This window comes from Streptomyces sp. SID13031 (assembly GCF_010548305.1).
In the GTDB taxonomy this organism is placed as follows: Bacteria; Actinomycetota; Actinomycetes; order Propionibacteriales; family Kribbellaceae; genus Kribbella.
In genome coordinates this window covers 67,138-81,974 of sequence record NZ_JAAGLV010000005.1, presented here as the reverse complement: position 1 = coordinate 81,974, position 14,837 = coordinate 67,138, and the positions used below count along the sequence as shown (strand labels likewise).

10 protein-coding genes are annotated in these 14,837 nt (G+C 68.0%); 6 read left to right on the top strand and 4 right to left on the bottom strand.

Translation table 11 applies throughout. The features are described 5' to 3' along the window. Positions 1 to 33: 33 nt before the first annotated feature. From G3I17_RS12365 to G3I17_RS12350, 4 genes are all read right to left on the bottom strand, one after another. On the bottom strand, positions 34 to 1,983 hold the full coding sequence (locus tag G3I17_RS12365) for an ABC transporter ATP-binding protein (RefSeq protein WP_275402449.1): 1,950 nt from the start codon (positions 1,981 to 1,983) through the stop codon (positions 34 to 36). 122 nt (positions 1,984 to 2,105) lie between these two features. Beyond that, complete coding sequence (locus G3I17_RS12360; RefSeq protein WP_164596133.1) at positions 2,106 to 3,839, bottom strand: ABC transporter ATP-binding protein; 1,734 nt, start codon at positions 3,837 to 3,839, stop codon at positions 2,106 to 2,108. Further along, a complete protein-coding gene (locus G3I17_RS12355) occupies positions 3,839 to 4,441 on the bottom strand; it encodes a TetR/AcrR family transcriptional regulator (RefSeq protein WP_203590096.1) in 603 nt (200 codons plus the stop codon). Before G3I17_RS12355 ends, G3I17_RS12360 begins: the two co-directional genes overlap by 1 nt. Positions 4,442 to 4,483: 42 nt before the next feature. Continuing rightward, positions 4,484 to 5,239, bottom strand: coding sequence for a TetR/AcrR family transcriptional regulator (locus G3I17_RS12350; protein ID WP_164596132.1), 756 nt, complete (start codon positions 5,237 to 5,239; stop codon positions 4,484 to 4,486). 166 nt (positions 5,240 to 5,405) lie between these two features. On the opposite strand from G3I17_RS12350, the gene G3I17_RS12345 reads away from it, so the two are divergent. The 6 genes from G3I17_RS12345 to G3I17_RS12320 all read left to right on the top strand — a co-directional run bounded on the left by G3I17_RS12345 (position 5,406) and on the right by G3I17_RS12320 (position 14,792). Next, a complete protein-coding gene (locus G3I17_RS12345) occupies positions 5,406 to 7,292 on the top strand; it encodes an ABC transporter ATP-binding protein (protein ID WP_164596131.1) in 1,887 nt (628 codons plus the stop codon). Positions 7,293 to 7,335: 43 nt separating this feature from the next. Then, entirely contained in the window at positions 7,336 to 10,170 is a 2,835-nt protein-coding gene (locus G3I17_RS12340) for a DEAD/DEAH box helicase (protein WP_164596130.1), read from the top strand. Further along, positions 10,167 to 11,384, top strand: a complete 1,218-nt coding sequence (locus tag G3I17_RS12335) for a hypothetical protein (protein WP_164596129.1) — start codon at positions 10,167 to 10,169, stop codon at positions 11,382 to 11,384. The genes G3I17_RS12340 and G3I17_RS12335 overlap by 4 nt, the downstream gene beginning before the upstream one ends. An 85-nt stretch (positions 11,385 to 11,469) precedes the next feature. Continuing rightward, positions 11,470 to 11,964, top strand: coding sequence for a SigE family RNA polymerase sigma factor (locus tag G3I17_RS12330; protein WP_164596128.1), 495 nt, complete (start codon positions 11,470 to 11,472; stop codon positions 11,962 to 11,964). Next, positions 11,961 to 12,827 (top strand): hypothetical protein, encoded by an 867-nt coding sequence (locus G3I17_RS12325; protein WP_164596127.1) that lies wholly within the window; start codon positions 11,961 to 11,963, stop codon positions 12,825 to 12,827. The genes G3I17_RS12330 and G3I17_RS12325 overlap by 4 nt, the downstream gene beginning before the upstream one ends. Before the next feature lie 333 nt (positions 12,828 to 13,160). Next, a complete protein-coding gene (locus G3I17_RS12320) occupies positions 13,161 to 14,792 on the top strand; it encodes an ABC transporter substrate-binding protein (RefSeq protein WP_203590095.1) in 1,632 nt (543 codons plus the stop codon). Positions 14,793 to 14,837: the final 45 nt, after the last annotated feature.

The window sequence follows — 14,837 nt, the reverse complement described above, 5'->3', positions numbered from 1 at the left end:
GCAAGCCCACCTTTGGTGGGCTTGCCACAGATGCTAGAGGCCTTCTTCTTCGTCGTCGTCCCAGCGCACCGGTGGCCCTGCAGGGACAGGTGGCTGTACTGCGACCAGTTCGTCGTCGATGTCGACAACTGCGCCGCTGAATTGGGCGTTGTAGAGGCGGGCGTAGGCGCCGTTCAGGGCCAGCAACTGCTGGTGGGTGCCTTGCTCGACGATGGAGCCGTCTTCCATTACCAGGATCAGGTCTGCGTCGCGGATCGTGGAGAGGCGGTGGGCGATCACGAAGCTGGTGCGGTCCGAGCGTAGGGCGGCCATTGCACGCTGGACGAGGACCTCGGTGCGGGTGTCGACCGAGCTCGTTGCTTCGTCGAGGATGAGGAGTTGCGGGTCGGACAGGAAGGCCCGGGCGATGGTGAGCAGCTGCTTCTCACCGGCGCTGACGTTGCTGCCTTCCTCGTCGATCACCGTGTCGTAGCCGTCCGGCAGGCTGTGCACGAAGCGGTCCACGTACGTCGCCTTGGCGGCGGCGAGCATGTCCTCCTCGGTCGCCTTCAGATTGCCGTACAGGATGTTGTCGCGGATCGTCCCGCCGAACAGCCAGGTGTCCTGCAGCACCATCCCGATCCGCCGGCGCAGGTCGTGCCGGGTCAGCTCGGTGATGTCGACGCCGTCCAGCGTGATCCGGCCGCCGCTGATCTCGTAGAACCGCATGATCAGGTTGACCAGCGTCGTCTTGCCGGCCCCCGTCGGCCCGACGATCGCGACCGTCTGCCCTGGCTCGGCCACCAGGCTCAGGTCGGTGATCAGCGGCTTGTCCTCGGTGTACGAGAACGACACGTGCTCGAACTCCACCCGCCCACGCGACTCCGACAGCTTCGCCGGCGTCGCATCCTCCGGCATCTGCTCGGTGGCATCCAGTACTTCGAACACCCGCTCGGACGAGGCCACGCCGGACTGCAACAGGTTCGCCATCGACGCCACCTGCGTCAGCGGCTGGGTGAACTGGCGGGAGTACTGGATGAACGCCTGTACGTCGCCCAGCGACATCGACCCCGACGCGACCCGCAGGCCGCCGAGCACCGCGATCACCACGTAGTTGAGGTTCCCGATGAACATCATCGACGGCATGATCAGCCCGGAGATGAACTGCGCGCCGAACGACGCCTGGTACAGCTCCTCGTTCTTCTTGGCGAAACTCGCCTCGATCTCCTTCTGCCGGCCGAACACCTTGACCAGCTCGTGGCCGGTGAAGGCCTCCTCGATCTGGCCGTTCAGCGCGCCGGTGTGCCGCCACTGGGCGACGAACCGGCTCTGCGAACGCTTCGCGATCGCCGCCGTCAGAATCATCGAGATCGGGATCGTGACGAGCGCGATCAACGCCAGTACCGGCGAGATCACGAACATCAGCGTGACCACACCGATCACCGTCAGCAGGGACGTGAGCAACTGGCTCAGCGTCTGCTGCAGGCTGGTCGAGATGTTGTCGATGTCGTTGGTGACCCGGCTCAGCAGCTCACCGCGCGGGGCGCCGTCGAAGTAGCTCAGCGGCAGCCGGTTGAGCTTGTCCTCCACCTCGGAGCGCAGCTCGAAGACGGTCCGCTGAACCACGCCGTTCAGGATGTAGCCCTGCATCCAGGAGAGCAGGAACGAGCCGACATACAGCCCCAGGACCAGTAACAACACGTTGCGCAGGGCATCGAAGTCGATACCTACCCCCGGGATCAGATCGATCCCGCTGAGCAGGTCGGCCATCCGGCTGTCGCCGGAAGCCCGGAGCTGGTCGATCAGCTGTTGCTTGCTGAGCTCCTTGGGTAGCCCCTTGCCGATAGCGCCGGCGAAGATGATGTCGGTGGCACGGCCGAGGATCTTCGGGCCGAGCACCGACAACCCGACGCTGGCGATCGCGAGCAGGACCACCCCGAAAACCTGCAGCCGGTGCGGGCGCAGCCGCCGGAGCAGCCGTTTGGCGGACGGGCCGAAGTTCATCGACTTGTCCCCCGGGATGCCACCGGGCGGGCCGAACGCGCGCCCGGTGGTCGGGCGGTCGGTCGCCTTGACCGTCTCGGCCGGCTGGTCCTCGCCGGCGGTGTCTACCACCTTCTGATCCGTCATGCTGCTTCCTCCGCGGACCGCTGGGACTCCACGATCTCGACATATGTCGGACAGGTCTGGAGAAGTTCGTCATGGTTGCCCCTGCCGACTACTCCGCCGTCCTCGACCACGATGATCTGGTCTGCGTCGATGATCGTGGACACCCGCTGGGCGACGATCACCACGCAGGCGTTGGCGGTGACCGGCGCGAGCGCGGCCCGCAGCCGGGCGTCGGTGGACAGGTCGAGCGCGGAGAACGAGTCGTCGAACAGATAGATCTCCGGTTTGCGGACCAGCGCCCGGGCGATCGCCAGCCGCTGCCGCTGACCACCGGACACGTTCGTACCGCCCTGCGAGATCGGCGCCTCCAGGCCCAGCGCCATCCCTTCGACGAAGTCCTTGCCCTGGGCAATCGTGAGCGCGTCCCACAGGTCCTCGTCGGTGGCCGCGGGGTTGCCGTAGCGCAGGTTGCTCGCGACCGTCCCGGAGAACAGGTACGGCCGTTGCGGGACCAGACCGATCCGCTCCCACAGCGAGTCCGGCTCGATGTTGCGGACGTCGATACCGTCCACGAGCACCCGGCCGCCGGTGGTGTCGAACAGTCGCGGCACGAGGGACAAGAGGGTTGTCTTACCAGCACCGGTACTACCGATGATGGCCGTCGTCTGGCCAGGCGACGCGGTGAAGCTGACATCCCGTAGTACGGGCTCGGCCGCGCCGGGGTACTCGAAGGTCGCGTTCTCGAAGACGAGCTCGCCGGCGCCGGTGAACTGCGTCATCGGGGTGACCGGCGGGCGGACCGAGGACTCGGTGTCGAGCACCTCGCTGATCCGGTCCGCGCAGACCGCGGCGCGCGGCACCATGATCATCACGAAGGTCGCCATCATCACCGAGAACAGGATCTGGATCAGGTAGCTGATGAACGCTGTCAGCTGGCCGATCATCATCGCGCCGTTCTCCACCCGGGAGGCGCCGAACCACAGCACCGCGACGGTGGACAGGTTCAGGATCAGCATCACCACCGGGAAGACCAGCGCCATCAGCCGGCCGGCCGAGATCGCGGTGTTGGTGACGTTCGTGTTCGCCTCGCCGAAGCGCTCGGTCTCGTGCGGCTCGCGGACGAAGGCGCGGACCACCCGGATACCGGTGATCTGCTCGCGCAGCACCCGGTTGACCGAGTCGATGTTGACCTGCATCTTGCGGAACTGCGGCACCATCCGGCTGGCGATCAGGCCGATCGATGCCGCCAGCAACGGTACGGCGACGGCCACCAGCCAGGACAGCCCGACGTCCTCGCGGACCGCCATGAAGATGCCGCCGACCATCGTGATCGGCGCCGCGACCAGCATCGTGCAGGTGGTGACGACCAGCATCTGCACCTGGGTGACGTCGTTGGTACTGCGGGAGATCAGCGTCGGCGCGCCGAACTGGTTGACCTCGCGGGCCGAGAACTCGCCGACCCGGTGGAACACCGCCGCGCGCACGTCCCGGCCGAACAGAGCCGCCGTCTTCGCGCCGAAGTAGACCGCCGCCACGGTACAGACGATCTGCACCAGGCTGATGCCGAGCATCCAGCCGCCGTTCTCGACGATGTAGCCGGTATCACCCTTGGCGACGCCGTTGTCGATGATCTTGCCGTTCAGGCTGGGCAGGTAGAGAGAGGCGATCGTCCCGATCAGTTGCAGGACCACCACCATGGACAGATTGCCGGCGTACGGGCGTAAGTGCGTACGCAGCAGGCGAAGTAACATCAGCGATCCCCGGGTTCGTGGAGGCGGACACCGTCGAGCGCGAAGTCGACGATCTCCTCGGCGGTCATGGTCCGGCCGTCCGAAATCAGTGGGTGGGTGGCGGCGAAGGTGAGCAGCCGCAGCCGGTGGACGACCTCGTCGAGCGGCAGCCGCAACTGCCCGGCGTCCGGCTGGAGGATGTCGGCGAAGGCCGCGTCGGCGCGGACGCCGTCCGCTCGCGCCTTGGTCCGCTCGTCGGGATCGCCCTTCCAGTCCGGCCGCTGGTGCATCCGCATCGCCATGAAGAGCTTGAAGACCTTGCTCAACCGGGACTGGGCGATGCCGACGGCGACGATCATCCGCTCCCGCAGCGGCAGCAGCCGGTCGACCTTGGCCAGCGCCTCGATGAACGGCTCGACGTCGAACGCCGTCTTGAAGGTGGCGTCGATCAGGGCGTCCTTGCTGCCGAAGGCACGGAAGATCGTGCCCTCCGCGACGCCGGCGGCCTCGGCGATCTGCCGGGTGCTCACATCGACGCCGTACTTCTCCAGCAACGGCAGGGTCGCCTTGACGAGCGCTGCGCGGCGCTCGTCGGGTGGCAGGGGTGTCGCTCGTGGGCTCACCCGGCCGAGACTAACTGAGTGAGCACTCACTCACAACTGCATTCACCGGTCCCGGAGAAGTGTCGCGATTCCGTCGAGCACCCGGGCCAGACCGAACTCGAAACCGTGGTCCGAGTCGTACGGCGCGTCGAACTCCTGACCGACCGTAGTACCGACGCGGGACGCGAGCGGGTATTTCTTCGTGTCGCCGATCTTGTCGAGCAGCGGCTCATGCGCAAGCCACCACTCCTTGTCAGTGATACCAGAACTCCGGATCACCTGGACCGCTTCGACCGCACTCCGTACTGCGCCATGCACGTACCCGTTGACCAAGGCGACGGCCGCATCCATCTCGACATCGGTCAGACCGATCCCCTCGACGGCCCCGAGTTCATACTCGTACTTCGCCATCACCCCCGGCCCGAGTGGCGGCCGGCTCACCGCGACCTGCAGGAGCCACGGGTGCCTCAGGTACAGCTCGCGGATCTCCCGGGCGACCTCGTCGAGCCTGACCCGCCAATCGCCGGCCACCTCGCGCAGCGGCAGCTCGCGGTACGCGGTGTCGACCATGACGTCGATCAGCTCACCCTTGCCGGGCACATAGCGGTACAGCGTCATCGCTCCGACACCGAGCTCGTCGGCGACCCGCCGGATCGACATCGCCGCGAGCCCCTCCGCGTCGGCGATCCCGAGCGCGGCGTCGACGATCTTGCCGACCGTGAGCGCCGGCTTCGGCCCCCGCGTCGGCTTCGACTGCAACCCCCAGAGCAACTCCAGACTCTTCGCGGGGTCCCCGCTACCGCTGTATTCCTGGGTCATGTGCAACTTTCTCCGGGATTGGCTACACTCGTACGGCTACTTCGTACAGCGTACTCAATTAGGTGGGGAGCTTGACCTCTAGTTCTGTTGAGGTTCTAGGTTCGGAAACTGTCGGTGGTCGGGTGGATCATCGTCTTCGTCTTGTCCTCGACACCGGAGCCACACCGTGAGTATGGAAATGACCGCGTGGAACTCGATGTACCACGCCATGCACGCCCAGGACGAGAAACGGCCGTTCTCGAAGGCGACCCTCAAGCGAATCCTCGCCTTCGCCCGGCCGCACAAGCGCCAGCTGCTGCTGTTCCTGCTGCTCAGCATCGGCGCCGCGATCCTGGCGGTCGCCACTCCGGTGCTCGCGGGCCAGGTGGTGAACGCGATCGTCGACGGCAAGGAGTTCGGGCTCGTACTACGGCTGGCGATCCTGATCGCGCTGATCGCGGTCGCCGAGGCCGGCATCGGGCTGCTGACCCGGTGGTTGTCGGCCGGTATCGGTGAAGGGCTGATCCTCGACCTGCGGACGGCCGTGTTCGACCACATCCAGAAGATGCCGATCGCCTTCTTCACCCGGACCCGGACGGGCGCTCTGGTGTCCCGGCTCAACAACGACGTGATCGGAGCACAACGCGCCTTCAGCGACACGCTGTCGGGCGTCGTCAGCAACCTGGTGACGCTGGTGCTGACGCTCGTCGTGATGCTCGGGGTCTCGTGGCAGATCACCTTGCTCGCGCTCATCATCCTGCCCGTCTTCGTGATCCCGGCCCGCCGGATCGGGGCACGGCTGGCCGGGCTGCAACGCGAAGCGGCCGACTACAACGCGACCATGAGCACGCAGATGACCGAGCGGTTCTCGGCGCCTGGCGCGACCTTGGTGAAGCTGTTCGGGCGACCGGCTCGCGAGTCGCACGAGTTCGCGGTGCGGGCCCGCCGGGTGCGCGACATCGGCGTCCGGACCGCGATGGTGCAGTGGGTGTTCGTGACCTCGCTGACGCTGGTCTCGGCGCTGGCGCTCGCGGTCGTCTACGGGCTGGGCGGGTTCTACGCACTGCGCGATCAGCTCGACGCGGGTGCCGTGGTGTCGATGGCGCTGCTGCTGACCCGGCTCTACTCGCCCTTGACCGCGCTGGCGAGTGCGCGCCTAGAGGTGATGACCGCACTGGTCAGCTTCGAGCGGGTCTTCGAGGTGCTTGATCTCGAGCCGCTGATCCAGGACAAGCCGGATGCCGGTGTGGTGCCGGCCGGGCCGGTGTCGGTCGAGTTCTCGAAGGTGCGGTTCGCCTATCCGTCGGCGGACAAGGTCTCGCTGGCGTCGCTGGAGGAGGTGGCGAAGCTCGACACCCGCGGCGGCGTCGACGTGCTGCACGAGATCTCCTTCAGGGCCGAGCCGGGACAGATGGTCGCACTCGTCGGATCATCCGGGGCCGGCAAGTCGACGATCGCGCAGCTGATCCCCCGCCTGTACGACGTGGACGCGGGCTCGGTGAAGCTCGCCGGGGTCGACGTCCGCGATGTGACGGCGGAGTCGCTACGAGACACGCTGGGGATGGTGACGCAGGACGGTCACCTGTTCCACGACAGTCTCCGGGAGAATCTGCTGCTCGCTCAGCCCGAGGCGTCCGAAGCTGACCTCTGGGAAGCCTTGCGGCGGGCTCGGCTCTTCGACCTGGTCCAGGCGCTGCCTGACCAGCTGGAGACGGTCGTCGGCGAGCGTGGGTACCGGTTCTCCGGTGGTGAGCGGCAACGGTTGACGATCGCGCGGTTGCTGCTGGCTCAACCGCGGGTCGTGATCCTCGACGAGGCGACCGCAGCGCTGGACTCGACCTCCGAGGCCGCAGTACAGGCGGCGTTGGCCGAGGCGCTGGAAGGGCGGACGGCAGTGGTGATCGCGCACCGGCTCTCCACCATCCGGGCGGCCGACCAGATCCTCGTGATCGAGGACGGGCGGATCGTCGAGCAGGGCACCCACACGGAGTTGCTGGCCGCCGCCGGGCGGTACGAGGAACTGCACCGGACACAGTTCGACCAGGCCGGAGAAGTTCCGGTCGGCGCGGTCTGATCCGTTCAAGACAGGTTGATCCATTCAAGACGGGGAGAGCAGTTTGGCTGGGTATGTGCACGCGGGGGCGTTGGCCGGTCTGGCAGCGGTGTTCATCCCGGCCGATCCACCGCGGGACAGCAAGGTCGCCTTCTGGGATCCCTCCGGAGGCGACCTGCCGCTCGGGGTCGGTGAGCAGTCGACCCACGAGCTGGTGACGAAGGACGGCGACGCCCTCGTCATCCGCGCGACCAAAGTCATCGAGCTGTCGATCGACCGGGCCGTACCGGTGCTCGGCCGCATCCGCACCACCCCCGGCGCCCACCCGGCAGCAGCATTCTGGGGAGCCGCCTCGCTGATCGCCCTCCAGCTCGTAGCCCGCGGCCGCCTGCTCCCGGGCGTCTCCCCCGCCGGCCACGACACCTGGCGAGCCGGCCCCCTCGACACCACCGACGTCGACCGAATCCTCCACCTCGCCGAAGCAATCCCCTTCCAGGCCAGATGCCTCCCACTCCCCCACACCACCACCCCGCCCGACAACTCCGGGCACCCTGCGCAAGCGGCAGCGGGGTTGCGGTTGCCTGTTGGGGAGGAGTTGGTTCGGCAGTTCCTCGATGCTGTTGCTGATGGGATGCCTCGGTCGCCAGGGGCGGTGAAGGCTCATGGCACCGGGTTGTTCGCGGCCAAGGCGCCGCAGCAGGCATCGCGGTTGCGCGGATGGGCCGACGAGGTGTCGGCCGGGCTCGATACCGGCGTGCGGATCTCGCTCAGGATCGAGATGCCCGAGTCTCTCGCGTTCCGGGCCGTCGTCCAGCTGCACAGCTTGAAGGATCCGACGCTCGTACGGGATGCCGCCGACGTCTGGGCGGAGGACGTGAGCGGCTTCGGCCCCCGCGCCCGCATCGACGCCACACTCGCGATCCGGCGGGCGGCGCGCGTTTGGTTGCCTTTGGCGCGCTTGCTCGATTCCGCAGTACCGGATCGGCTCGAGCTGGCAGACGAAGAGGTTGCCGGCCTGCTCGCCACCGGCGCGCAGCGGTTGTCCGCGGCCGGCGTCGAGTTGCACTGGCCACGGAGTCTCGGGCGCGAGCTGACGGCCCGCGCCGCGATCACCTCGGCCGACGGTCCGCCGTCCGACATGCCGAGCTTCTTCGGCGGCGACGGCACCCTCGACTTCAGCTGGCAGGTTGCCCTCGGCAACGACCCGCTGACCGAGGCAGAGCTGGACCGGCTCGCCGAGGCGACCCGCCCGGTCGTCCGGCTGCGCGACCAGTGGATGCTCGTCGACCCCGAGCTGGCCCGCAAGGCACGCGAACGCGTCCTCAAACCGGTCACCGCGATCGACGCGCTCAGCGCCGCCCTCACCGGCACCACCGAGCTGAACGGCCAGCAGGTCGCCATCACCCCGACCCGCTGGCTGGACGAGCTGCGCGCCAAGATCGCCGACCCCGAGCGCTCCCAGGACCCGATCGAGCCGCCCGCCGCACTCCAGGCAACCCTGCGCGACTACCAGCTCCGCGGCCTCCGCTGGCTCGTAAGGATGACCGACCTCGGCCTCGGCGGCTGCCTCGCCGATGACATGGGCCTCGGCAAGACGATCACCCTCATCTCCCTCCACCTGCACCGCCAGCTCGCGGCCGGTAGCGCCGGCCCGACGCTCGTGGTCTGCCCCGCCTCGCTCCTCGGCAACTGGGAGCGCGAGATCCAGCGATTCGCGCCAGGCACGCCGGTCGTGCGGTTCCACGGCTCCGGCCGCTCACTCGAAGGCGCCGACACCGGGTTCGTGCTCACGACGTACGGGACTCTCCGACGCGACGCAGCCCGGCTGGCCGAGCACCGCTGGGCCCTACTCGTCGCCGACGAAGCCCAACACGTCAAGAACCCCACCTCCGGTACTGCGAAGGCGCTGCGCACGGTCCCCGCACTGGCCCGAGTCGCCCTGACCGGTACGCCGGTGGAGAACAACCTCTCCGAGCTCTGGGCCATCCTCGACTGGACGACTCCCGGACTGCTCGGCCGGCTCAGCGTCTTCCGCACCCAATGGGCCCAGCCGATCGAAGCGGACAAGGACGAAGCCGTCGCCGAGCGCCTGGCGAAACTCGTCAAACCGTTCCTGCTCCGACGGCGCAAATCCGATCCTGGGATCGCGCCCGAGCTGCCGCCCAAGACGGAGACCGACCAGACCGTCTCGCTCACCCGCGAGCAGGTCGTGCTCTACGAAGCGACCGTCCGCGAGCTGCTCGACGAGGTCGCGGCGAGCGACCAGATGGCCCGGCGCGGCCTGATCGTGAAGCTGCTGACCGGGCTCAAGCAGATCTGCAACCACCCGGTGCACTACCTGAAGGAAGGCGACGACGCCCGGCTGGCCGGCCGCTCCGGCAAGCTCGAGCTCCTCGACGAGCTGCTCGAGACGATCATCGCCGAGGACGGCGCGGTGCTCGTCTTCACCCAGTACGTCGCGATGGCACGCCTACTCGAACGCCACCTGGCCGACCGCGGCATCCCCACCCAACTGCTCCACGGCGGTACTCCGGTGCGCAAGCGTGAGGAGCTGGTCGATCGGTTCCAGGCCGGCGAGGTCCCGGTGTTCCTGCTGTCGCTCAAAGCGGCCGGCACCGGGCTCAACCTCACCCGGGCCGACCACGTCGTGCACTACGACCGCTGGTGGAACCCGGCTGTCGAGGACCAGGCGACCGACCGCGCGTACCGGATCGGCCAGACCAAGCCGGTGCAGGTGCACCGATTGATTGCCGAGGGCACCATCGAGGACCGGATCGCGGCGATGCTGAAGAGCAAACGCGCGCTGGCAGACGCAGTACTGACGGCCGGGGAGGCTGCACTGACCGAGTTGACCGATACCGAGCTGGCCGATCTGGTGGAACTGCGAGCAGCCCGATGAGCGGCGAGCAGGCCCGCGGATTCCCAGCCTTCCCGGCGCACGCGGGGCGAAGTACACGCGGGAAATCGTGGTGGGGGCGCGCCTGGGTGCAGGCGCTCGAAGACACGTCACTCGACAACGACCAGCTCCGCAAAGGCCGCCGTACTGCGAACTCCGGACAGGTCGGCACGATCACCATCAGCCCCGGGCGACTCGCCGCCACGGTTTACACGCCCGAAGCGGTCTATGAAGCCGTGGTCGAGATCGATCAACTCGGCGAGGGCGAGTGGTCCCGTTTCCTCGACCAGGTAGCAGCTCGCGCCGGCCACATCGCGGCATTGCTCGACGGCGAGATGCCCCACGACCTGGTCGAGGCCGCCCAAGACGCCGGCGTACCGCTGCTGCCGGGCATCGGTGACCTCGATCCGAGCTGCACCTGCGACGGCTGGGAGCTCCCCTGCCAGCACGCCGCCGGCCTCAGCTACCAAGCCGGCTGGCTCCTCGACGAAGACCCCTTCGTCCTGTTCCTCCTCCGCGGCCGCTCCCGCGAGACCTTGCTGGAAGATTTGCAACACCGGACCGCCGCGCCGCCGGCGCCCGAAATGCTCGCAGAAGAAGGCCTGCTGGCATCGGTCGCGGTGACTCACGAGGCCAAGCAACTTCCCGACCTTCCCCCACTCCCACCGAAGATCGCAATCGAGGACCTCGCGGTCGCCGGCACCCGACCCCTGCCCGAGCTGGAGCCGACCACCCTTCCGCTTCTGGTACTCGACGCCGCCAGGCGAGCACGCGCGCAGCTCAACGCGCTACTGTCCGGCGTCACCGACCCGTGGATCCTCGACGAGTGGCAGGACAGCGTCCGCCTCGCGACCGACCACCCCGTACTCCGCGAACGACTCGCGGCCGCGTGGAACCGGCCGGCCGAGCTCGCCCTCGGCGTACGGGCCTGGTCGTACGGCGGCGCGGCCGCGCTCGATGTCCTGGAGCACCGATGGTCGCCTGACCCGGGCGACCTCGCCCGCGCCCGCACCGAGTTGCTCGCGGCCGCCGACGACGACCTCGCGATCACCTCCGACCACAACCACCTCACCACCTCGGGCTCCGTCTGCTGCCAGACCCGCCTGGACCACAGCGGCCGCTGGCACCCGTATCAACTCGTCGACGACGAATGGCACCCCGCCGGCCCACCCGACCGCGACCCCACCATCGCCCTCGCACCACCGGACAACTGGTAACGGCCGCCGCCCCGCTCCAACTGTGGATGCAACCAACTTGACCCCCGGAGGCGTGTCTAACCCGGTATCAAGGATGGGGGAACAGATGAGTGATCGGGACGCCGCGTTCGAGGCGTACTTCACGGCGCGTTCCGGCGCCATGCGCAGCACGGCATACCTGCTCTGTGGCGACTGGCATCGGGCGGAAGACCTGGTGCAGCAGACGTTCACGAAGATCTACCTGGTGTGGCGCCGGATCGAGCGGCGCGAGGCAATGGACAGCTACACCAGGCAGACGCTCGTGCGTACGTTCCTGTCCGAGCGGCGCCGGGGGTGGTTCCGGCACGAGGCGGTCGGGTCCCCGCCGAGTGATCGGGCGGCGCCGTCGGCCGATTTTGCCGAGGAACGGCTCGTGTTGCTGGAGGCACTCGTGAAGGTGCCGCCGAGGCAACGCGCCGTGCTGGTCCTGCGGTACTGGGAGGACCAGTCCGTCGAGCAGACGGCCACGCTGCTCGACTGCTCGAACGGGAATGTCAAGAGCCAGGCCGCGCGCGGGCTGGCGACGCTGCGCGGTCTGCTGGAAGAGGAGAGGGTTCGATGAACGAAGAGGATCTCAAAGTGGCGTTGCATGACGTGATCGTGCGCAGCAGTCCACCGTCGTCGATGGATCCTGCGCGTGCTCTCGACCAGGGCCGCCGGGTGCGCAAGCGGCGCAGGGGGGCGTGGGCCGGGGCCGCCGTCGTGACGCTGGTGGTTGGCGTCGGGGCCGGTCCAGCACTGGTCGCGAACCTTACCGGCAACGGGTCGGCCGGCCAGATGGTGGCCAGCGGCACCAGCACGACAAAGCCAGTGCCGACGCCGCAGCCGGTCTCCACCGTGGTACCGACAACGCGCAAGACTGGCGACCCGTGGCCTGAGGGCCAGGTCGACCGCACGGCGACCGCGGGTCCACGCGCCGTCCGGGCCGTGACCCTGATGCAGGACCTGAGCTCGTCAGTGCCGCCAGGGTTCAGCACGCCGAACCTGAAGTACCCGGACGGTCGCCCGATGAGATCGCCGCAGGGGCAGTATGCGTCCAGTGACGGGGAGCCGGACTACTGGGAGTACACGGCAGCCATCCCGGTGCAAAAAGACGACAGGGTCGGCCAGTTGCGGGTGCAGTCGACCACGCCTGACGGCAAACCGGCGACGGACCCATGCAAGCTGGCGCAGAAGTTCTGGGGCGGGACCGGTAGCTGCACCATCGTGGACGTCGACGGCAAGAAGGTCGGCGTGGTGACGACCATTGGGCGCGGCAGCTACGACCAGTGGGCCGCCTACCGGCACGACGACGGCACCGTTGTGTATTTGGCGCAGGCCAAGAAGAGCGACCGCGCAGGGCTATCGCCGCTGACCCAACCGGTGTTCACCGACCGCCAGCTGGCCGAGCAGGTGACGTCGCCGAAGTTCAAGATCAGTACCTGATCACGAGCCCGCCCACGCCGTGCACAGGGCCGCCGCGCGGGCAGAGTACGGCTCCCGCCCAGACCGAGCTGGGCGGGGGCCCGAGGGGCGCTGGTAACTCCACGTCCCGGCGGGCACGGTCAGTTGCCCGCTCACCTGGGGGCTGTGATGCGGGGTAAAAGGTTTCGGCAAACTCGCCGAATCACTTGCGCAGGTGCCTTGTATACATGAAACAGTCGACGGAACCGCTCCTACCGGGAGGACGAAATGCCCCGTCGAACTCCGCTGCAACTGAACCGCTCCAGTTGGCTCCCGCCCTTTCCAAGCCAGCAGAAATCAGAACCACGCCGGCTGGTGTCACGCTCCGCAGCCGTGGCCGGGGTGGTCGCGCTCGCGATCATCGGCGCGGCGTGTTCGCCGGTGGAGCCCGCTGGCGACCAGAGCAGTCAGACGGGCAGCACGGGACAGGACGTCTTCGGCGACGCGGCGGATCCGGCGGCCGTGAAGAACGGTGGCACGCTGACCGTCGCGCTGTCGGCCGACCCGGACAAGCTCGACCCGACGCTGTCGCGCAGCCTCTACTCGCGGTACGTCTTCCACACCATGTGCGAGAAGCTGTACGACCTCGGCCCGGACGCCAAGCTCGTGCCGCAGCTCGCGACCGCGCTGCCGACCATCGCCCCCGACGGTCTGAGCCTGACCATCCCGTTGCGGGAAGGCGTGAAGTTCGCCGACGGCACCACGCTCGACTCCGCCGCAGTGAAGCTGTCCATCAACCGCGGTCTGACGCTGGCCGGATCCGGCCGCAAGAGCGAACTCGGTCCGATCAGCTCGATCGACACCCCGGACGCGAAGACCGTGGTGATCAAGTTGTCCAAGCCGTTCGCGCCACTCACCGCCGCCCTCGCCGACCGGGCCGGCATGGTGCTCAGCCCGGCCGCCGTCGACAAGCTCGGCGCCGACTTCTCCACCGCTCCGGTCTGCGCCGGCCCGTTCAAGTTCGCCAGCCGCGTCGCGCAGAACTCGATCAAGGTGGTCAAGGACCCCCTGTACTACGACGCCGCGAAGGTGCACCTGGACGCGATCGAGTACCGGATCATCACCGACTCCAGCATCCGCTCGGCCAACCTCCGCTCGGGTGACGCGCAGGTCGCCGACTCACTGTCTGCGCAGGACGCGCCGACGCTGCAGAAGGACGCCAGCCTGAGCGTGCTGCAGTCGCAGTCGCTCGGCTACCAGGGGCTGACTGTCAACATCGGCAACGCGAACGGGATCGGCAACCCGCTCAAGCAGCTCGACACCCCCGTCGCCAAGGACCCACGGGTCCGGCAGGCGCTGGAGGCGTCGATCGACCGCGAGGCGCTGGTCAAGTCGCTCTTCAACGGGCTGAGCGTCGTGGCCTGTTCGCCGATCTCGCCGAAGAGCGAGTTCACCTCCGATGCGGCGCAGAAGTGCCCGGCCCACGATCCGGCGAAGGCGAAGGAGTTGCTCGCGCAGGCGGGCGTCAGTACGCCGTACAAGGTCTCGATGATCACCTCGAACAACCCCGACAGCCTTCGGCTTGCCCAGGCGTTGCAGGCGATGGTGAAGGAGGGTGGGTTCGAGCTGGTGATCAAGCCGGTCGAGTACGCATCCCTGCTGGACCAGCAGGACCGTGGTGACTTCGAGCTGCTCCAGCTGGGCTGGTCCGGGCGGGTTGATCCGGACGCGAACATCTACAACTTCGTCGGTACCAGCGGCAGCCAGAACGTTGCCGGGTACAACAGTCCGGAGGTCGACAAGCTGCTGACCGACGCGCGGCAGTCGAAGGACCAGGCGCAGCGCGTGCAGCTCTACGGCCAGGTGGTCACGAAGCTGCAGCAGGACGACCCGCTGATCTACCTGTACCGGCAGCGCAACCTGACCGGCGTCACGAAGAAGGTCCTCGGCGTCCAGACCTACCCCGACGGCGTGATCAGGACCGCGTTCGCCGGCTACGCCAAGTGAGCCCCCGCCCGCACGGCTCCAGTGCCGCAGGGTCACGGGAGCCGG

Bases quoted from the DNA above. Each gene is read 5' to 3' on its own strand.
- G3I17_RS12325 (WP_164596127.1), top strand. From the start codon at position 11,961: ATGAACGAAGAGGATCTCAAAGTGGCGTTGCATGACGTGATCGTGCGC.
- G3I17_RS12365 (WP_275402449.1), bottom strand. From the start codon at position 1,983: ATGAACTTCGGCCCGTCCGCCAAACGGCTGCTCCGGCGGCTGCGCCCG.
- G3I17_RS12330 (WP_164596128.1), top strand. From the start codon at position 11,470: ATGAGTGATCGGGACGCCGCGTTCGAGGCGTACTTCACGGCGCGTTCC.
- G3I17_RS12350 (WP_164596132.1), bottom strand. From the start codon at position 5,239: ATGACCCAGGAATACAGCGGTAGCGGGGACCCCGCGAAGAGTCTGGAG.
- G3I17_RS12360 (WP_164596133.1), bottom strand. From the start codon at position 3,839: ATGTTACTTCGCCTGCTGCGTACGCACTTACGCCCGTACGCCGGCAAT.
- G3I17_RS12335 (WP_164596129.1), top strand. From the start codon at position 10,167: ATGAGCGGCGAGCAGGCCCGCGGATTCCCAGCCTTCCCGGCGCACGCG.